At 49.7% G+C, this 19,272-nt stretch carries 21 protein-coding genes; 14 read left to right on the forward strand and 7 right to left on the reverse strand.

Annotated elements, in window-relative coordinates:
* The 4 genes from ureE to GOW98_RS12090 all read left to right on the forward strand — a co-directional run bounded on the left by ureE (position 1) and on the right by GOW98_RS12090 (position 2,965).
* Positions 1 to 453: an urease accessory protein UreE gene (gene ureE / locus GOW98_RS12075; protein ID WP_170332303.1), complete on the forward strand. Its 453-nt coding sequence runs from the start codon at positions 1 to 3 to the stop codon at positions 451 to 453.
* Entirely contained in the window at positions 419 to 1,090 is a 672-nt protein-coding gene (locus tag GOW98_RS12080) for an urease accessory protein UreF (RefSeq protein WP_254437981.1), read from the forward strand. The genes ureE and GOW98_RS12080 overlap by 35 nt, the downstream gene beginning before the upstream one ends.
* Positions 1,087 to 1,728, forward strand: a complete 642-nt coding sequence (gene ureG / locus GOW98_RS12085) for an urease accessory protein UreG (protein ID WP_170332305.1) — start codon at positions 1,087 to 1,089, stop codon at positions 1,726 to 1,728. The genes GOW98_RS12080 and ureG overlap by 4 nt, the downstream gene beginning before the upstream one ends.
* A 418-nt stretch (positions 1,729 to 2,146) precedes the next feature.
* A complete protein-coding gene (locus tag GOW98_RS12090; protein WP_170332307.1) occupies positions 2,147 to 2,965 on the forward strand; it encodes a DUF2189 domain-containing protein in 819 nt (272 codons plus the stop codon).
* A 426-nt stretch (positions 2,966 to 3,391) separates the two neighbouring features.
* Here GOW98_RS12090 and GOW98_RS12095 read toward each other — a convergent pair whose 3' ends face one another.
* The gene (locus GOW98_RS12095; protein ID WP_170332310.1) at positions 3,392 to 3,994 is read right to left on the reverse strand and encodes a hypothetical protein; all 603 of its coding nucleotides are present in this window, start codon (positions 3,992 to 3,994) and stop codon (positions 3,392 to 3,394) included.
* A 684-nt stretch (positions 3,995 to 4,678) separates the two neighbouring features.
* Positions 4,679 to 4,762 carry an SEC-C metal-binding domain-containing protein gene (locus tag GOW98_RS26475; RefSeq protein WP_437436858.1) on the reverse strand — a complete coding sequence of 28 codons (84 nt, stop codon included), beginning with the start codon at positions 4,760 to 4,762 and terminating at the stop codon, positions 4,679 to 4,681.
* 223 nt (positions 4,763 to 4,985) lie between these two features.
* Between GOW98_RS26475 and GOW98_RS12100 the strand changes: the two genes are divergently transcribed.
* The 5 genes from GOW98_RS12100 to GOW98_RS12120 all read left to right on the forward strand — a co-directional run bounded on the left by GOW98_RS12100 (position 4,986) and on the right by GOW98_RS12120 (position 8,223).
* A complete protein-coding gene (locus tag GOW98_RS12100) occupies positions 4,986 to 5,504 on the forward strand; it encodes a hypothetical protein (RefSeq protein WP_170332312.1) in 519 nt (172 codons plus the stop codon).
* Between the two features lie 339 nt (positions 5,505 to 5,843).
* Positions 5,844 to 6,176 carry a YegP family protein gene (locus tag GOW98_RS12105; RefSeq protein WP_170332314.1) on the forward strand — a complete coding sequence of 111 codons (333 nt, stop codon included), beginning with the start codon at positions 5,844 to 5,846 and terminating at the stop codon, positions 6,174 to 6,176.
* A 232-nt stretch (positions 6,177 to 6,408) separates the two neighbouring features.
* Positions 6,409 to 7,239 carry a hypothetical protein gene (locus GOW98_RS12110; protein ID WP_170332316.1) on the forward strand — a complete coding sequence of 277 codons (831 nt, stop codon included), beginning with the start codon at positions 6,409 to 6,411 and terminating at the stop codon, positions 7,237 to 7,239.
* Positions 7,240 to 7,241: 2 nt separating this feature from the next.
* Positions 7,242 to 8,012 (forward strand): hypothetical protein, encoded by a 771-nt coding sequence (locus tag GOW98_RS12115; RefSeq protein WP_170332318.1) that lies wholly within the window; start codon positions 7,242 to 7,244, stop codon positions 8,010 to 8,012.
* Positions 8,013 to 8,019: 7 nt separating this feature from the next.
* Entirely contained in the window at positions 8,020 to 8,223 is a 204-nt protein-coding gene (locus tag GOW98_RS12120) for a hypothetical protein (RefSeq protein WP_170332320.1), read from the forward strand.
* A gap of 164 nt (positions 8,224 to 8,387) precedes the next feature.
* On the opposite strand, the gene GOW98_RS12125 is transcribed toward GOW98_RS12120, so the two are convergent.
* Positions 8,388 to 9,131 carry a hypothetical protein gene (locus tag GOW98_RS12125; RefSeq protein WP_170332322.1) on the reverse strand — a complete coding sequence of 248 codons (744 nt, stop codon included), beginning with the start codon at positions 9,129 to 9,131 and terminating at the stop codon, positions 8,388 to 8,390.
* Positions 9,132 to 9,418: 287 nt separating this feature from the next.
* Between GOW98_RS12125 and GOW98_RS12130 the strand changes: the two genes are divergently transcribed.
* From GOW98_RS12130 to GOW98_RS12140, 3 genes are all read left to right on the forward strand, one after another.
* Positions 9,419 to 10,072 carry a recombinase family protein gene (locus GOW98_RS12130; protein ID WP_170332324.1) on the forward strand — a complete coding sequence of 218 codons (654 nt, stop codon included), beginning with the start codon at positions 9,419 to 9,421 and terminating at the stop codon, positions 10,070 to 10,072.
* 203 nt (positions 10,073 to 10,275) lie between these two features.
* On the forward strand, positions 10,276 to 12,441 hold the full coding sequence (locus tag GOW98_RS12135; RefSeq protein WP_170332326.1) for a hypothetical protein: 2,166 nt from the start codon (positions 10,276 to 10,278) through the stop codon (positions 12,439 to 12,441).
* 13 nt (positions 12,442 to 12,454) lie between these two features.
* On the forward strand, positions 12,455 to 13,150 hold the full coding sequence (locus tag GOW98_RS12140) for a hypothetical protein (RefSeq protein ID WP_170332329.1): 696 nt from the start codon (positions 12,455 to 12,457) through the stop codon (positions 13,148 to 13,150).
* A 140-nt stretch (positions 13,151 to 13,290) separates the two neighbouring features.
* Here the strand turns inward: GOW98_RS12140 and GOW98_RS12145 are convergent, their stop codons facing one another.
* Both GOW98_RS12145 and GOW98_RS12150 read right to left on the reverse strand, forming a co-directional pair.
* Positions 13,291 to 14,337, reverse strand: coding sequence for a tetratricopeptide repeat protein (locus tag GOW98_RS12145; RefSeq protein WP_170332331.1), 1,047 nt, complete (start codon positions 14,335 to 14,337; stop codon positions 13,291 to 13,293).
* A gap of 174 nt (positions 14,338 to 14,511) precedes the next feature.
* The gene (locus tag GOW98_RS12150; protein ID WP_170332333.1) at positions 14,512 to 14,718 is read right to left on the reverse strand and encodes a hypothetical protein; all 207 of its coding nucleotides are present in this window, start codon (positions 14,716 to 14,718) and stop codon (positions 14,512 to 14,514) included.
* Between the two features lie 179 nt (positions 14,719 to 14,897).
* Between GOW98_RS12150 and GOW98_RS12155 the strand changes: the two genes are divergently transcribed.
* Positions 14,898 to 15,458 (forward strand): recombinase family protein, encoded by a 561-nt coding sequence (locus tag GOW98_RS12155; RefSeq protein ID WP_170332335.1) that lies wholly within the window; start codon positions 14,898 to 14,900, stop codon positions 15,456 to 15,458.
* Here GOW98_RS12155 and GOW98_RS12160 read toward each other — a convergent pair.
* Both GOW98_RS12160 and GOW98_RS12165 read right to left on the reverse strand, forming a co-directional pair.
* Positions 15,407 to 16,123, reverse strand: a complete 717-nt coding sequence (locus tag GOW98_RS12160) for a hypothetical protein (RefSeq protein ID WP_217359543.1) — start codon at positions 16,121 to 16,123, stop codon at positions 15,407 to 15,409. The two genes, GOW98_RS12155 and GOW98_RS12160, sit on opposite strands and share 52 nt — an antisense overlap.
* 45 nt (positions 16,124 to 16,168) lie before the next feature.
* On the reverse strand, positions 16,169 to 18,520 hold the full coding sequence (locus GOW98_RS12165; RefSeq protein WP_254437982.1) for a DNA polymerase: 2,352 nt from the start codon (positions 18,518 to 18,520) through the stop codon (positions 16,169 to 16,171).
* Between GOW98_RS12165 and GOW98_RS25745 the strand changes: the two genes are divergently transcribed.
* Positions 18,452 to 19,123 carry a hypothetical protein gene (locus GOW98_RS25745; RefSeq protein ID WP_254437983.1) on the forward strand — a complete coding sequence of 224 codons (672 nt, stop codon included), beginning with the start codon at positions 18,452 to 18,454 and terminating at the stop codon, positions 19,121 to 19,123. The genes GOW98_RS12165 and GOW98_RS25745 overlap by 69 nt on opposite strands.
* Positions 19,124 to 19,272: the final 149 nt, after the last annotated feature.

Raw genomic sequence — 19,272 nt, forward strand, 5'->3', positions numbered from 1 at the left:
ATGACGACCGCGATCAAAACCGCCCGTATCTATCACGACCACCACCACTCACAGGCCCATGCACAGGTTTCGCTGGACTATGACGGGCGGTTCTTGCGCCGCAAAATGCTGGCGACCGATGACGGAGAGGCATTTCTGGTCGATCTGGCGCAAACCAAATCGCTGGACCATGGCGGCGTGCTGGTTCTGGAAGACGGGCGCGCGGTCGAGATTGTCGCCGCCCCTGAAGACCTGTTGGAAGTGACCGGAGACAACTTGCTGCGGCTGGCCTGGCATATCGGCAACCGCCACACCCCCTGCCAGATCGAGGCTAACCGACTGCTGATCCAGCACGACCACGTCATCCGCGACATGCTGGTGAAGCTCGGTGCGGACATCCGGGAAACCGTCGAACCCTTCACCCCCGAAGGGGGCGCATATGGCCACGGCAGGACCCATGGCCACGCCCACTGACGCAGATATCCTGACCCTGACGCAATGGCTTTCCCCCGCTTACCCGGTGGGCGGTTTCGCCTATTCGCACGGGCTTGAATGGTCCATCGAAAGCGGCGCTGTCGCCAATATTACCAACACCAGCGATTGGATCAGGGATGTGGTCCAACATGGATCAGGGCGCAATGACTGCGTGTTTTTGGCCGCGGCCTATCGGGCTGGCACGTCTGATACTCTGGTAGAAATCGACCGAAATGCACGGGCGTTTTCCGCCTCGGCTGAACGGCTCATGGAAACCCGCCTGCTGGGCGAGGCGTTTTGCAGCGTGACCTCTGACGTCTGGGCGGTGGAGATGGGCAACCTGACCTACCCGGTTGCCATCGGCCATGCCGCAGCCGTCCGGGACCTGCCACTTGGCCTGACGGCACAGATGTATCTTCAGGCCTTCATGGCCAATCTGGTGGCCTGCGCGACGCGGCTGGTGCCGCTGGGCCAGACTGATGGGCAACGTCTGATCCGTGATCTGACGCCCCTCTGCCAGCGGGTCGCAAACGAAGCGATAGAAACCGGATTGGACGACCTAGGGTCAACTGCATTCCTGTCCGACATCGCGTCAATGAAACACGAATCTCAATATTCAAGGATGTTCCGAACATGAGCAGTATGAACGGCCCTTTGCGCGTGGGCATCGGTGGCCCGGTAGGCGCAGGCAAAACCACTCTGACCGCCGCCCTGTCCGAGGCGCTGCGCGACAAGGTCTCAGTCGGCGTGATCACCAATGACATCTATACCCGCGAGGACGCCGAAGCCCTGATGCGAATGCAGATTCTGCCGCAGGACCGGATCATCGGCGTGGAAACCGGTGGCTGCCCGCATACAGCCATTCGCGAGGACGCGTCGATCAACCTGGCGGCTGTGGCCGAGATGCAGGCCCGCCATCCGGATGTAGAGTTAGTGCTGATCGAAAGCGGCGGTGACAACTTGTCGGCTACGTTCAGCCCGGAACTGGCGGATGTCACACTCTACGTGATCGACGTGGCCGCAGGCGAAGAAATCCCTCGCAAGGGCGGTCCGGCCATCACGAAATCTGATGTGTTGATCATTAACAAGACCGACCTGGCCCCCCATGTCGGCGCCTCGCTTGAGGTGATGGACAGAGACGCCACCCGGATGCGCAACGGGCGACCATTCGTGTTCTCGTCCCTGCGGCAGCGGCAAGGAGTCGACGACATCGTGGCCCTTCTTACGCAAATTGGTGGGTTGAGCATTCCGCCGATAAAAAAGACCGCCACCTGATAAACACACCCCTACTGCTTCGTTTCTGCCCTGTCGCTGGTGTGCTTCACGGCCTCAGCTAATCGCGGCGAGTACACGCGGTCTTTACTGGCAGGTTGGAGAACGACGGCACGTCTTCAGCGATACGTCCCGTAACCAAGGGCGAAGTACATGCTTGGGAACAGAGCCGCTCGTTTTTCATATAAAAGTGGGGCCCTTCTACTTTACACGACGGGTCCCCAAAGGAACTCGACCACCACTAAACGACAGTAAAAATATGTGCCTCCCTACAGGATCACGGTGACAAAGCTGTTGTTCTGCCCCTTGCCCTTATGCCTCACCTGAAGCAAACTTACATTCGAATGAAGGATGTCTGTTTCTTCGCTGGGTTTGTCGGCAAACGGAACATCGCTGTTCCATGCGTTGGGAGAAGTGTATTATGACACCCAAGACAGCAGGTTCGATACCGCCGGACAATCTGTCACCGCAGCAACCGGCAACACTCAAGGTCAACAAGGTGACAGCGGGTGATATCACCGCATCGTTGAAGGCAGGGTTTTCCGACTTTCTGGCTCGACCTTTCATGAGTGGCTTCTTCGGTCTGTTTTATGCTGTTTTTGGCATCCTGTTTGTTTGGAGCCTGGTCTGGCTCGGCAAGATCTGGATGATCATACCGGCCATTGTTGGCTTTCCATTGGTCGCACCTTTCGCAGCCGCAGGGCTTTATGAAATGTCCCGCCGGCTACAGAAAGGAGAGAGTTTCGGGTGGTCTGAAATCCTCAGTGTCATGGCCAATCAACGCAAGCGGGAAATGGGATGGATGGCCTTCGTCACCTTGTTCATTTTCTGGGTATGGATTTATCAGGTTCGCCTTTGGCTGGCGATCATCCTGCAGAATGCATCCTTCTCGAATTTTGATGGGTTTTTGAACACAGTTTTCTTTACACCGCAGGGTTGGACCTTCCTGGCTGTTGGCACCTGCGTAGGTGCATTTCTTTCGGCTGTCTTGTTCACGGTGACCGTCGTCGCCATGCCTATGCTGCTAGACCGGGAGACCAATTTCGTTTCTGCCATGTTGACGTCCATCCGTGTCGTCACGGAAAACCCGGTGGTCATGCTGACTTGGGCGGCGATCATTTCGGTCACCATGCTGCTGTCGATGATTCCGGCGTTCCTGGGTTTGATCTTTACCCTGCCGATCCTTGGCCACGCTACATGGCATCTCTACCAGCGGGCCGTGCCGCCAGCCGAGGGTTAACTTATACACCCGTCACTTTGAGCATCTGTCTGCAATTTTCGTCCGCAGGCGGCCTGTCAGATAGATCGCCAGACCCCTTCTGAGGGTTTTCCGTTTGGAGACTTGGTTTTTGGGGTCTTTGGCTAAGGTCAACCCGCGAAAGGAGTGTGTAACTGTGCATAACTTTTGCGGCGGAAAGTTCGAACGCTTAAAACTCAAAATAAATTAATAGATTCATTGAATTAGTGGTGCCCGGGGGCGGAATCGAACCACCGACACGAGGATTTTCAATCAAGTTACCAAACGTGATTTCAAAGGGTTACAACAAAGTTCATCACTTCGTGTATAACTTTTGAAAATCAGAGGGCAGGTTGAGTTTAAGATATTGAAAAAAATATAAAAATTGTTGCGAAGAAGGTTGCAGCCAGTGACTAAGATGTTTGGCTGTCACTTCCAAAGACTCCACCAAGGATGTGGACTATGGTTTCTTAGGTGTAACTGCCCCGTACTTTTAGTCTCCGTGAAGTAATCCGCAGCCAAAGTGAGCTGTTTGCCAGCTGTCACCCCCAATATTGCAAGCCCTCGATACTTGACTCCGGGGTTTTTCGCACCCTCCTTCCGTTCGTTCTCAAACACGTAGTAAATTCGGTCGCGATTTACGTTGGCATCGCGATCCGCTTGGGCGGAAAGGGTCTTCGAGACTGACTCTTCACTATCAAGGATCAAACTCACGTAAAACGGAGATTGATTTATGGTTAGCGTGATCGGACGTTCACCTTGGCCATTTTTTCCATCGTAAGAAAGTGTCCCCTCCCAGACGCCCCCCAGATAGGGAAAAATGGATGATTGCACTTGAGGCACCCAACGCCACGCTAGGTAGAGCACCAATGGCAAACCAGTTGTCCCATAAGACACCAACTTCATAATCCACATGAAATCGTTTACGACGCTATTGCCGAAGACGCCCCAATATACCATCAGCATGACCAGTGACATCGCGCCTGCAACCAAGACAATGAATAGAATTTTGAAAGGTAAAAGGTGAAGCATGGGTGATACTCAAGACTACGGTGCAGAGAACAATCTCGATCAACTTATGCTGGCTACCGTCAAGGGACGCCAGTCCCACTCAACTCTAATAGTATGTTTTTTTACTGGTGAAGCTCCACTTCCACATTGTGCTGCTATGTCGAGGGTGCCAGCACCACCTGTTGGTTCAAGACTGACAATCGATTTCCCGAAGCAAATCGACGCAGCAATAAAGCTGAACCCGTCCATCCACGATGGTGCGGTTATTGTTGGCAGAAACTGCCCCACGGACACCTACACAATCCGAGGTTGGTCATACCGTCTTTTTCCGCCCTCCCATAAGGCGCCTGAGGAGCCTAACCGAGGCTCAGCTTTTAACAGCGGGCTTTCAATGTCGTTAGTTGAGGGGGTCGATGCGATCTATCTGTCGTCAATCCAAGGCGTCAGTAAGTTTGTACGGGGAATTCACACCCCACTAGGGTAACTAGCAAGTAGATTTCTTATTCTCGTGTTCGCTGAGTGAGACGCATCGCACCGGCTCACAATACGCTGACTTGAAATACGCCTCATTACAAAAAATGGGCAAATCACTGGTTAAGTTACGACGTCAGTTCATCAAGGTCACGAACTCCAACTCTGAAACTGCCGCCGACGAATTTTCAAGTCTTTTCCACGAAGACACTGGAAGCCGCTGCTGTAGTGCACCTAATTTGGTAAATGGCAATCTCTCAACCTTTCTCGACTGCCACATGGACAACGAGCGTGCCCCTTTCTCTTAGGTTGGGACAAGACAGCTAGCCGTTGCTGTCCGGTCCCTTTTCATCGAATGGGTTCAAAGTGGCTTGGTAATCGGATCACCCGGAAGGATAGGAAACCGACCTACCTGCCCGCCAAATAGACAAGCTATTCGTGGCGGATCATACCGCCAATGGACAAAATAGAGCAGCCGTGCTCATTACCGCACTGTGATCATTTTTCCTAATCAGAGGCCAGAGTATTGGGTGAACCGAATTTGACTGTAGAAAATTACCTTGAACGCGATAGCCGACTTGACGGTTGGTCAGTTCACGGTCTCGGAGCGTTTTCTCACCCGACTGATGCTTGGGTACAAATGTTTTTATCCATTAAACCTTCTGAGGCACTCCCTGCGTATTTGCAGGACATGTTCGACAGAGCACAGGGCAGCATGGTTTACGGTTGCTTCTACTACCCGCTCTTCACACTTGGCATTGAAGAACTCTTTCGGTTTTCCGAAAGTGCACTGCGCGAAGCGGTGAAAGAAACCGGTGCCCTAAAGTCAGTACAGAAAATGAAGTATGCCCCACTGATTGATTGGGCGCACGACAATGACCTCCTCACAGATAGTATGCACGGAAGGTGGCATGCTGGACGCTCCCTCAGGAACTCAACAAGCCATAAAGACTCTTCGCTACTGCTAGGCCCCAACGATGCCGCAGGACTGCTTTCAACCACCGCAGAACTTACAGACACCTTGTTCCGAGTTGTCAGAGAAACATCCGAGACACCGTAGCGGGGCCGCCAAACTGGTTACTTCATTCCCCACATATGCCTCGGCCTGTTAAGAATCTTAGGGCAGCGGTCATCCATTGTGCCAAACCGCCCTCAAGGAAAGCCGGAACATGATCGCCAGCCAACGTCTCAGCCAATGAAGGGTCCTACATCCAGTAACGGACGGCATTCGCAGCTATCTTGGCTAGCGGCGATTGAATGAACTGCAGTGTGAGTCACTCAGCAATGAGTGGCTTTTTTTCTACCCTTTCACCCGGCCACAATTTTTGTCTTGTGACCACATGATAAACGTAGCAACTTCATGCTGATTTTTTCGTTCAACAATAATGAGGTAGATCAAATGGCTGGAAAATTTGAACTCTACGAAGATAAGGCCGGTGAGTATCGGTTTCGGCTGAAGGCCGGAAATGGCGAAATCATCTTGGCCAGCGAAGGTTATGTTCAAAAGGCCAGTGCTGAAAACGGTGTCGCATCGGTAAAAACGAATGCACCGAATGACGACAGGTACGAACGTAAGGAAACCAAGTCCGGTGGGCACATGTTCAACCTGAAGGCCAGCAACGGTCAGGTCATCGGCACCAGCGAAAGCTACACCACCGCATCTGGACGGGACAACGGAATTGAATCTGTTAAGCGGAATGCCCCCGATGCACGGGTTGAAGACCTGACCTGACGAGACCTGATCATAAGTCTCAAGCGCTTTTCAAATCTGAATGACAAAGCCGTGTCTGAGTTTTCTCAGCCACGGCTTTGTCCAGTGGGTTTTAACGGCTACGCATCAAAACAACTATTGAGCTATGGCGCAGTGACACAATTGCGAAAACAAACCCAATCACCTTATGCTAAGCATCCAATGCCCTTAAGCTGCGCTTACATTTTGCGAAAATATTATAGAGAATCAGATCGTGAGCAGCCTTACAGACATCGAAAAACGATACTTAGAACGCTTACTTGAGATGGGAAGTGGGTATGTCTTGGACTATTCCGACGCGACCTTTGGAGCATTTTTTAACAAGTTCCGCATCGATATCCATGGGCAAAAGTACCAAACCTACGGCACCTCGAAGGCTAAGAAGATGAGGGCTTTTTGGGAGCAAGAGCCGGACCCAATCGTCGGAAAGGTTCTGTCGGAGATGTTGGACTCGTATATCGCAACCTGCGAGCTTGGCGGAACCGAAATCGACAAGCCCGTCCTTGAGAAAGGCCGCGCCGTTGTTGATCGTCTCCTAGGAAAGAAAGCGAAATCGACGAATGCGCCTACCGAGAGCAGCTTTCTCGACACTGAGTTCACCATTCCGAACATTGGGAAGCTGCCTGTCGATGCGCCTGTCGTACCTGTCATCGAGAAGCGTCTCATAGAGGCCCGAATTGCCTTGAAGGCCGGTGCAAACCTGTCAGTGATTTTCCTCTGCGGGAGCGTCTTGGAAGCCGTGTTGCTAGGCGCAGCGCAGAAGCACCCTGCGAAATTCAACAATTCGAAGGCCAGTCCAACAAATAGCGCTGGCAGCGTGAAGAAGTTCCATGAATGGAGCCTTGCGCAGTTTATCGACGTTGCGTGTGAGATCGGCTTGCTCAAACCCGATGTGAAAAAATTCGGGCACGGCCTTCGCGACTTTCGCAATTTCATACACCCGTATCAGCAGCTCGCGACTGGTTTCACACCAGATCAGCACACCGCCAAAGTCTGCTTTCAGGTCTTGAAAGCGGCCTTGGCAGACGTAGCAGGAGAGCGCTGACGATGGATAGCTCTTACACTGCCTTTCACTTCTGGTCTGGGCATCGACAGAATTTGATCGACGAGCACAACTTTTTCGTCTCGCAGGCCCGCGAACGATTGTTTGCGCAATTCGATGACGAGGAAATGAAGAAAGCGGCCGATGCGCACGCAGATGCAACATGGGATGCGATGGGTCAGCATTTTGACCCTGATCGACATGATCCCGGAGACTACGCAGAACAGGCGTACGAAGCGGGTACGAACCTTTACTTGAGCCTTTGTGACATGCGGGACCAGGTTCTTTTTGCGATGTTGGTTTCGATCTTCCACCGATGGGAAAAAGAGCTTCGTGACTGGCTCGTCAGAGAAATGCAGCACTGGATGCCCGATGAGACAGCATTTCGCCGCGTCTGGTCTTCCAGCTTTGTTGAGGTTCTGAACCTGTTGAAAGACCTCGGTTTGGACGTTCGCGCGAAGCCTTATTACAAGGCACTTGATGCCTGTCGTTTAGTGGTCAACGTTCACAAACACGGAGACGGCAAGTCACTTGATGACTTAAAGAGGCAGTACCCAGAGTTGATCGTGTCCGAAGAAGAAATCGGGGTAGATCGGGAGTTAGTCCTCTCGTGGAAAGATCACACCAATCTGCGCATTTCCGCAGAACAATTCGAGATCGTCTCACACGCCATCGTTCAATTCTGGAATGATGTGCCGGAGGTAATCACATTGGGTGAAATAAAGAAGTTGCCAAAGTGGCTGCTTGATGCAGCACCGAGCATAAGCCTCAAGTAAGAGGCTGATGGACGTGCGCTCCTACAATCACGGCGGCGGTGTCGTGAAGATGTCAGCAGATAGCACAGTTCCATCGGGGGCGTTCAAATACAAAAGCCCTTGCCCACCGAACGGCGATCACACCTACGATTGGACAGCCGTTGCACGCACCAAGAAATCTGGCGGCCAGAAGCTAGGCATCGCCACAGCGCAACGTCAGTATCCTGAATAGGGTGACGGGTTGGCTAAGTCGAAACTGCTGACAAAGGCGCAAGGCAACTTCATTGCCTTGCGCCATCATCAAGAGATAGTCGTCACAGATGTCGATAGTCTGCTGGGGTCGGTGACCCGACTTTCCACCAGCCAACATGCTCACAACTTTCGCAAAAAGTGAAGCTAGGCCGAGTTGCTATCTTCGCTTGAAGGCTCCCCCGGCCACCATCGAGAGTTGAATATGTCAATCGGAGAGGCGCTGCACGACGGGCAATGCCATAAGTTCGCCGCCACGGCCTTGGCCCCCAACTTCTCGTCGCAGTGCAAACAAAACCATGTATCACTCAGACCACCATTGATCGGGTGAGAAACTCGTCCCTTGTCATCAGGGTTCGTCGAACGCCGAGGCCAGTCTGAGGCAATACGGGCACGAACCTGTTCAGCTTTGGCGTTAGCTACGGCCAGCGCCTGAACAACGAAATCAGGCTCATTGATTGGGTTTGCCTTGTAGCGCTTGTCCGTGACTTTAACGCACGGCTTCTTGGAGGGCGCTTCTGGGACATGGATAAGCCAGCCACGACCGCTCATGTAGACTTCATCTAAGGAGACTTCAATTTGATAAGGATGTGAAGCAATCACCCCTTGGCTGACACCACCCGGATCGCCAAACAACTCTTCGGTATCACTCCGCTCCGCAGCACTCTTCACGGCGCTAGGGTTGATCTGTTCCAGAAGTTCCGCAGCCTTATCCAGTTCCGCAGCGCTTGGAAGCCATCCTTCCTTATTGGCTTCGGACACCGCATACCAATGAGAGTACCCAAGCGCATGAGCGACCAAATTAAGCGCCTCATGATGTTCAATGCGCTTTGAGCGAGCAATCTTCTTTGCGATGGTCTTCAGTTTTTTGATTTCATAATCTTGAGCCATGACCCATTCCTAATCTCGGATCTGACTAGGTGCCCGCTACTAATCGATCCGCTAAGAAGGGAGCGACAAAAAATATTCAAGCACTGCATGGCTTTGCGTGGCGGGCACACCGGCCTGTGCGGAAGGCCAACGTCAATATGGCGAGACGCACAAGGAGCGTCAAGAGTGCATTTCAACCTCAATCTGAATCGACAAAATCACAGGTAGCCTTCCGTTGCCAATCCGACAAATATACCTGACCCCTTCTACAACAAACGTTGGTTTGTCGTTTACGAAGAAGAGAAGGCATGACCGAGTATGTAGTTTACTATCGGGTTTCGACCGAACGGCAGGGACGATCCGGCCTCGGGCTGAAAGCGCAGCGGGCGATGGTCGAGCAATTCCTGACACCCACTGATCAGGTCATAGCCGAGTTTACCGAAATCCAATCAGGCAAGCGTGACGACCGAGCTGAACTGTGGAACGCCATCAACCTTGTGAAGAAGACCCGTTCTAAACTGCTGATCCCAAAGCTGGACAGGTTCTCCCGGAAAGTGTCGTTCATCTCAGGGATTATCGACCAAGGGATTGAACTGGTCGTCTGTGAACACCCGAACGTGTCAACGTTCTTCCTGCACCTGCTGGCCTGCTTTGCTGAAGAAGAGCGCCGACAAATATCTGAAAGGACCAGAGCCGCACTCAAAGAGGCAAAGAACCGGGGAACCGTCCTTGGCCGGAATGCGCACGTATTGGCCACCCAACGGCAGTCAGAGAAGCTAAAATTCTTCGAAACCATCCGAGTTTCGTTCGAACAGGCGATTGTTGACGCAGGATCGTATTCAGGCGCGGCAAGACTGCTAAACGAACGTGGGGTGAAGACGTGCAAAGGCGGTCACTGGTATCCGCAGACGGTTAAAAATTATGCAACTTACATAACCGACAGAAAAGCACAGAAAAAATAACCACCTACGACTAATCAGTTGCTTTTTTCACCACAAGAACCTTCAGTTCTCGAATGGCAAATTCAGAGTTTTAATATTAAAACCATTTGCCGACATAGCCCAAACCCTCGTACACTAGAAACACGCCATCCAGACGACTTTTATCAGGTCGCAGATTATAGTTATTGTGAACACGCTTCTATGAAATTCAATTGGGGAAACAAATGCGTTACGCTAAAGTTATCAAAGTTATATTGTTCTCAGCAACAATTATCTACCCAAAAATCATCGTGGCCGATCAGAACATTCCAGAAATATTTGTTGTACCGGCCACTGTAACTCTGGTGTCACCAGTGGATGGCGTTATTGAGAGCAGAAAGAATGTCGGCCATACCGTGCTATTGGAACACGTCGAAGTCGAAGAATATGAAAATTTCCCGTTCAAGTATACAAGCAAAAAGAATAATAACTTCACATTTCGATTTGTTTCTGAAGCTGAGATTGACAGGCTTGAGCACGCCAGAGATGAGATACTTCGCACAACACAACTACTGCGCCAATTACTTGACGGGCTCAACGTAGAAACTACAATTCGCGACCCCTTATTCCAGAGGTTTAACTTTGCATCTTCAGAGTTGCGTCGCGAACTAGAAGTTTTAAAATATCACTCGAAGCGTGTTGCACAGCTGTATGGAGTTGAGGCAACTCCCCTGCAGATCGAGCAGGCTTCGACGCTATTAAGCATGCACTATCCATTTGATAAACAGACATGGGCGTCGGCGATTAACGAAGAGTTAAATTTTAATCAGCGAACTGCCCTAGGCATAGAAGAAATTCATCTAAACGTGGATCCGTTCCCTTGGCAGATCGCAAAAACCGGACGATTGAACGACTTATCTCTACTTAGGAGACAAGAAATCTCAACAGTGGAAGGAAATAAAATAACGAGCATCTGCCGTGCATTTCAAAGTTATTGGGATTTAGTTTTAGACAATAATCTTGAAAACAATGAAGATAGGAAGTTTCTGCAATCTTTGTCGGTAGAACATGGCCTGAACTCCGACGAATTTCACAATACTCTACGAGATTTGGACTGCGATCAATCTGTACTCAAACAGAAGGAGGACGCTGGCCTCCATGATCTCGGTGTTGTTATTGAAATCACATTACAGGCCCTCATCTCATCCTCCAATGTTGGGCATTGTGCACTGGATGAGCATGCAAATGAAGCCTGCATTAGAGCCATCTTTTGGAAGCCCTCCAGTGGAACAGGAGAAAAACGCTCTCCGAGTTCTACTGATGTATTGCAACACTACAAAGCAGCTCTCAAACCACAAATTGAACTTTGCGAAAAGTTAAATGCGACGTTGGGTATAAGCAAACCGTGCACGTTACCCGACGAAGTAATTCTAGCTACTGCTGACACAGCTTTGCGACAGTTGGAAGAAATTTTTTATGCTATTTTCAACGATCTTTTGGAGTCATTAAATTTAACAAACAATCAAGCTCGGGAAGTTCTACACGATGTAGCAAGAAACACCCTAATACACTCCAACTCCAATTATTCTATTGAACTCTCTACACTTCGTTTTGACGTCAAGCCGCTATTCAGTGACACGAACAGGCAGATAAGGGATCATGCTTTTTTCTTTTCTCGTGTACTCGACGAAGCACGTCTCGAAAATATAATTCTTAAATCAAAGAAAAGCCCCTTTATGGCGTCGGGATCTTTAAAAAGTTTTCTTGACGATCAAGAAAACTCAGCTAACAAATTTGCGGCATCCAGAGGGAATTTTCTTTTCGCAAACAATTGGCGCGTCAAATTATCAAAGACAAGGAGGCGCCTTGATGAGGTTAACCTTGTTTGGCAAACATTTACCGAATTACATTCCAAGTTAATATCTTATAACTCCCTTTCTGACAATTTCTATGGCCGTCTCTCTCTGTATCATGAACTTGGGCCAGTAATCCAGCAGCCATCAGACTCAACACTTAGTTCTATTACGATGGATGTTGGGCATGGCGTTAATCGCGGTCAAATTGTTGGCGTCGCGAAACTTTTGTTTAAAAAAATTGGGAGCTCCTTTATCTCTAGCGAGGACTTCTTTTCCACCCCGTTAACGGTAGGAGAAACTATAACATTCTCATCAGCGTGGGGGGGAAAGAGTGGTGTAATAGTGGAAAGCACAGTCATAGAAGTTCAGCAAGTTGATCGAGATAATTTCTTTATCTCTTGGTCAATGCGCCCGAAACTTATTCACTCAGAGTCGGATGCGAAAATCCTCGGCTACGACTCTACTTTTGTAAACGGAATAAACTGCCAACATATCCTACCGATGGGGGAAGCTTGTTCAGATACATGGATTTCTAATCACAGTATTAGCCCATAGGAGTCGTACAATAATGTTAGAAAATCTCCATAATGCGTACAACACAATTTGGATTGCAGCAGGATTAAACATTATTGTCGGAACATGCCACGCTCAAAGTTCAGTGTTTGACACTACAGATGAAATACCAATTTGGTCTGAATTTTCTCATCCTGCTCCATCCGCTCTCAACGCACCGCCAAGCGCTGAAGACAAGTTGCCGCTGTGGAATTACAGTTTTTTAAACGACAACAACATTGAATACCATTCCAAAACACGCCCAGAGCGGAGCTGGTGGACCGGCAGTTTTGTCTATCATTATTTCTTTGGAAATAAAGACCGCATCACCTTAGAAGAGATTGGACTCGATGACAAATATGTAAATTCACCATCCGTAAGGGCTCTGATTGAAGAATTTGTGGATGAATTTATGAATCTAGCAGAGACTGAAGGGAAACACAATGTTTTCTATCAATACTCTCGGACCGCTGTTACAGACGTAACTCAAGACTGGCAATTGTTTCCCGTTGGAAATAGCGCGTTTTATATGGAAGGGAATTGCTATATGAGTGAGTGTGTATTGCATTTTAGCATCGAGGACGAATTCAAACACCCCCTATATTGGGATGAGATGGGTTTAGGAAGCCGGGGTGAGATCGGAACAAAGTACAAGATATTGCATCAATTCACCCAACCGACTCCGTATCTTCACCGCCTGTTACGAAAATAAGCAGGAAATTTGTTTTCCTATTATTTACATCAGCGTGGATGAGATTTCTATTTTTCGACTTGAAATTTGGACAGTCTTCTTTTCTTTGGTCCGTACATTCTCAGTCCACAGAATATAATTCAGTCTCGATCCTTGGGTTACTACCCTAGAGTTGAAACCCATCCCGTCAGTGACAAATCATTTACGGGAGAGCCTAGCGTCGCAATTCTTTTCCTGGGAGAAATTCCTTTTGGATCAAATTTTAACGAAAGCGAATACCAGAAAAGCGCGTCACGGTCCTCACCATTACTTTCACTGCACAAACCCGCCATGTAGGCGGCAACATTTGATCCCGGACCTCCGACAATAACCGCATTTTTATAGTGGATTAGTGCTTCCGAGAACTCACCCCGCCGAAAGTCAACTTCTCCAGCTTCAAGATAACCCCTAATATCGACTGGATCCAAATCGATTCGCTGTTTTGCAAGTTCTTTTGCCCTAACCCAGTCATTTGCCCAAATAGCAGTTTTTGTGTAACTTTCCAACGCAGGTAACAGAATTTCATTTCTCACATCGGCAGCGCCGCTCGGATGCGTGCAAATCTTTTTTGCTTCGATTAGAGCGCTATCGAGTTCAGCATAAGTTTCTTTCACGTTGCTCTTTAGAAAGGGTATGAAAGCTGCCGCGCGGTGAAAACGACTTCTATATACTTGAAGCTCTATTTCACCAATACTGGACGCACAATCTAAATAATCGCGATGAACATTCATCCAATAATTTGAGAGGTCAACGTTCTTCTGTTGTTTTGCACAGTATACCAGCATTTGGTATGACGCATTGACAGATGCCAGAGATCCCCTATCAGTATCAGAGCACAATTCTTCAAAATCAGAAACTGAAAATTTCTCTTTATAGTCCAAGTGTAAGATATATTTTGCAAGGGTGCGCAGATAACGTATTTCTGAATGTGTTTCCCGATTTATATTTGATGTTAGAGAAAGAACATTTCTGTATAGACAAAGCTTGGACAATAATTGAAGCAAGAGAATCTGCTGCTCGACTTCAAGGCCTCCATACTCATTGACCAGTTCACATACAGATTGCCATCGGTTTGAGCGGAAATCTCTAGGGACATCGCTAACATACTCAGCATCGTAGTCGTAACTTTCGCAATATCTATGGATACTTTTTCGAAAAGAATGTGACATCACAGCTTGAATTCTGGGATGCGTATGATCCTCAAACAATCTTGTGTACGCAAATAGAACACCTTTTGAGTGCAGCGGGCATTCATTTACTTTTGCTAAGTCTATATAAGGCCTGTAGAGCCAAGCAGCTGGGGTTACTGCCACTTGGCTACAATTGGTCTTCTGCATAATTTTTCAGAATACAACGGATATGGGTGATCCAGGCTCCAAGGTGGAAAATTTGAGCGAAGAAAATGCCTCAGCCTTGATACCTTCGGCAACCTTTTCCTCTTGGTCGGCACTCACTCGGCATTTATTGACCCAATCTTTCGGGATCAGATAAAGTTCACCATCATCGCCGCGAACTGCCATAACTTCAACGCCAGATTCCTGGTTAGACATCTGCTTTCTCCAATTAAATTCGTTCAATTTCGTCAGTTTACGTGATGCCCTTTAATTTGCAATAGCGAAGCAATATTACTTCGACTGCGCTCCAACGGTGTCTACGGCAGTGTATGTCCCATCAGTTACTTTTCCTTGCTGCAACAGTCTCATTGGCAGACCACTGGTAGTACAACAGGTTGGCTGATCTTGTGATAGCCGAGTTCCCGGAAATCCAATCCGGCAAACGGGACGATCGGGCCGAGTTGTGGAATGCCATCAACCTTGTGAAGAAGACCCGGTCGAAGCTGTTGATCCCGAAGCTGGAAAGGTTTTCACGTGAGGTGTCATTCATCTCTGGTATCATCGACCAAGGGATTGAACTGGTAGTTTGCGAACATCCGAACGTGTCAACGTTCTTCCTGCACCTGCTGGCCTGCTTTGCCGAGGAGGAGCGCCGACAGACTTCTGAGCGTACCAGCGCCGCACTCAAAGCGGCAAAGAACCGGGGAACCGTCCTTGGCCGGAATGCACATACCTTGGCTGCAAAACGGCAATCAGAGAAGCGGGTATTCTTCGAAACGATCCGGCCCGAGTTTGAACGAGCGTTGTCTGAGGCCAGATCGTTTTCAGGGGCGGCGAGGCTTTTGAACGAGCAAGGCGTGGCCACTTACAAGGGTGACCGCTGGTATCCACAGACTGTAAAGAACTACGCCGACTTCTGTAAAACATCTTCCATACAAGGTCCGACGGTAGAATGACTATTGCAGAACTTCCTAAGCTGTTCGTTGAACGGCTTCATTCTTCGATAAGCCTTCTCTGCGAGTTTCAGTTCATATTTCAGGGATTTTTTGATTTCAGCATGAATGTGAATAGCATTGCGGGCTTCATAAATTTCAATCAGGTCATCACACAATGTGGAGTTGATAATACCTAACTCGGCGGCACACCGTGCCTTGGCATCAAATCGAACCTTAGTAATGTCAGTCCGAGCAACATCTTGATAACTCGGTATGATGTCTTTTCCATCGTGAGATAAATTCTTCTCCAATACTTGCATTGAGTGCTTCGGAAGGGAAATCCGCTTCAAAGTCTTGTATTCAGTCAACTGTTGAACTCTTGGATTGTCCGACAGTTCTTGAAAAAGGACATGGTGGAGCGCCGCTTCGTAGACGGAAGCATACATCAGAACTTGTACGCGAACCTGTGCATTCCTCAACCAAGAGCCTGCTTCAAGGGCCCGAAGAACTTTGTAGATGTATCTTGCCGACATAAATTCTTCGGAAAGACGCGTTGCAAGCTCATCATCAGAGATGTAGTCAAATTGCTTGTCGTGCCAATTCTTATCCGCAAGATGGGCAGTCACATAATCCCGCAAGAGCCATTGCAGCAACTTGAGCTTTAGCTTGTTAAACCACTTTTTCACTATTGCTACCACGCTGATTTCAGGATCACTAAGCTGCTGAATTCATCACGATTTTTCGTTGATGTCTATTGCCATATCTCCCGAAATATTGGTTCTTAGCTGCTTTTCAGCATCTTCCACTGCCAAATCAAAAGCCGCTTTCGGCGTCAGGAACTGCTCAACATCCAATTCGGGGAACAATTTCAGCCTGATGCTTCTTAATACAGCAACAGACTGTGCAGTCCGGGGCACCTGATGCGGCACGAACGCCTTTTTCTTTCGGGCATTGTCCACATCCGTTTTGGCGCAGGGGATGCCAAAACCATCATTTAGGATTTCCGCCAGTTGGTGCGCCCTGAGCTTGTAGGTTGGGAATATCTTCTTGTTCCCCATTGCGTGCGGTTTAAGCTCGTGCGTGCCCGCTTTCCGCAGCTTGTGCGCTATGATCAGGTCCCGACGAAGTCGTTTTAGGACACCATCCTCTTTTGCAATGTAAGCCCCAGCCGGACCCTGTGCGGCCAGCTTGCCCTCAAAATACTCCGCCCATGCTTGGTAGTCGTTCACAGTTTTCAGACAATGCCCAGCCTGCTTGTTGTAGTCTGCCCAGATCGCCCGAGTGGTGTTGAATTGATCCACGGTGTCCCATGGCTGTGTTGAGAATGCCAAGTGCGTATGACTTTGCTCGTTACCAGTCGTGACAGTGACATCACCAGCCGCCTCCGGTCGTCGCTTCCAGTCGAACTCCATGGACAGACGTTTGGTCATCGTCTTGTCCACGAAGTCCATACCCTGCTCGTACATTTCCCGAATGCCAGCGCCCATTGTGACTGACACCGTGTCGGTCGGTTTGCGGTCAAAGAACAGATCGACAATTTTGTTGTTCTGCTCAGCCTTCGACAGGATGGCGTCCAGTTTAATACCGCCCTTGGCCAGTACAACTGTCTCATCCTCTTTGGGCACCATGCCCGTTCCGTCCCAGTCTTCAGGTGCGGACGACACCAATGTGGCCTGCCCCCGTGTACGCCAGCCAACAGGCTGACGGATGATATGCTTGACTTCATAGATGCTCCACTGCGCAGCCAACCCAATACGGGAAGTCAGGTATCTCCGGCCCAGCGTTCCTTGGGCGGCTTCTTTCATTTGCTCATCCGTGGCGGTCGTCAGAAAGCCATCGGTCGTGACACTGAAGATTTGCACGTCCCGAGGCAGAGCGTTCATAATCTCACTCAGCACCCCTCGGCAGAAGGCCGTGATGAAGGCAGCATAGACCGGATTGGTGATCTTGCTGGGTTTCATTGGCTTTGTCTCAGCATCCCTCAAATCGTAGATACGGCGTTCCCGAAGCCCTTGGGCAGTCTTTCCGTAGGTCGAGTTCACCAGTTCTTTCCAGAACAGATTGTGCAAGGTCTTCTTCGGATGTTTGGCACGCTCCTCGATGCAGTGACGGGCAAACTTCAAAAACGGTTTCTCAGCAGGGCCGCATTCCCTGCCGCCACCTTTTCTGCGGCTGAAAACACGGTCAGAGTCGATCCGCCGCCCTTCTACCAGTTCGATCTTAGCCCCTAGTTTCTTGGCAAGCAGGATTTCACTGATATGGGTGGTGCTGTTGCCTTTACGGGGGAACAGCAATCCGTTCTCCGTGCGCACTGGCAGTACCGGATATCGCACATCGTCAGGGAACTCAAAATCCACGTTGGCAAAGGCCAGGTCTTCGACAGTCAATTCCCCGCCGAGCAGTTCGTCGGTGCTGGTGATATGCGTTATTGTTGACCAGTCCGGCTCACCGATAAGGGCCATGGCTGATGGATAGGCGCTAGTCAGATCATAATCATACCAGACCCCCTCAGGTGCGGGACCAAACCAGAACTGCTCATTGCGGCCCCCATGATAGCATTCGGTGAAGAAGTCTTCGCTCCAGAAAAGCTTCTGAACAGTCTTGGCTTCAGTCTTTGTCACATAGCGACTGCTTTTGTTGCTCCAATACTTCTCAGTCACTTTCTCCTTCCCGACGATTTCCAGCGGATCGAGCCCTTGGGACAGCCAATGCTTTTGAATCAGGTCAACTCCAATCGAAGTCAGTGTGACGGGCAGCTTGAACTTACCCGTTTTTTCAAAATAGAGCCGGATCATGAGAACGGTGTATTGCGCACACACCTCGGCATCCCGAATGGCATAATCCCGGAACAGCAGCCAATTGGTGTCCAGCAGTTCCCCCATATTTTCTTTGTAATATTGTTCCTGCTTGGGATCGTCGGACAGCTTCATCTTCTCAAAGCCGAGAATTTCGCCCAGCTTGGCAAGGCTTTTGGCTCCTGCTGGCGCAAGGGCAATCGTGTCCCGGATTTTGACATGCAGCCTGATTGGCTTGAGATTTTCACCCCGCTTCAGCTTGACCACTATTTTGTCGCTGACATTCATGAACAGGCTGCGGACATTCTCCAAGTTCATGGCTTTCCGGGACTTCTCGTCTTTGAAGTCGGAGAACCCCGGCACGTCCGCACGGGTGAAGTGGGCCACCAGATACACATCCACCGGCAGTTTCAGATCGGGATGCTTGGTAAAACCATCCCGCAATGCATGTTCCAAGAACTCGGCCAAGGTCAGCCGGTCGTCGTCAGATGGTCCATCGGGCCGCACAATGCCCGACCAATGCTGTTCTGCCTCTGCTTTGTCCGGCGTTATGACACGACAGCTATACTGATAGGACAGCACCTGATTGCGGACCACGGCCAAGCCATCCGCATTCTCAAATCCCTCTCGCTGGTACTCGGTATCAAAGCCGATCACGAGGTAACGCACGTGCTTCGAATTCTTCTTGTTTGGGGGATAAAACTGGTCAGGTCGAAAAGTGAGTTTGGCTTGCATGGGACCCCAAGTTCAGATCAAAATGCTGGAACGTGCCACACTGCCATAACGGCAAAAGTGGTAATTGTTAATCCCTTACACCCATACGACACAAATACTATTTTTCTGATACCTGACTGCACAGCCGTGGGAGAATTTGCCCCAATCCCTGCATAACGTGGGACATTCTCCCGAATATGTGCTGACCCCAAATTAATCACAGCTTGCCCCCAATATTCTGGGTCCCGTCCTTATAAATAATCCGATCAAAAGCCTTGGTGTGTGGATGGGTTGCCTTCAATTGTCCCCACGGGTCCACACACCAA

Origin of the sequence: Ruegeria arenilitoris, from assembly GCF_013032445.1 — a bacterium.
GTDB lineage: Bacteria > Pseudomonadota > Alphaproteobacteria > Rhodobacterales > Rhodobacteraceae > Ruegeria > Ruegeria arenilitoris_F.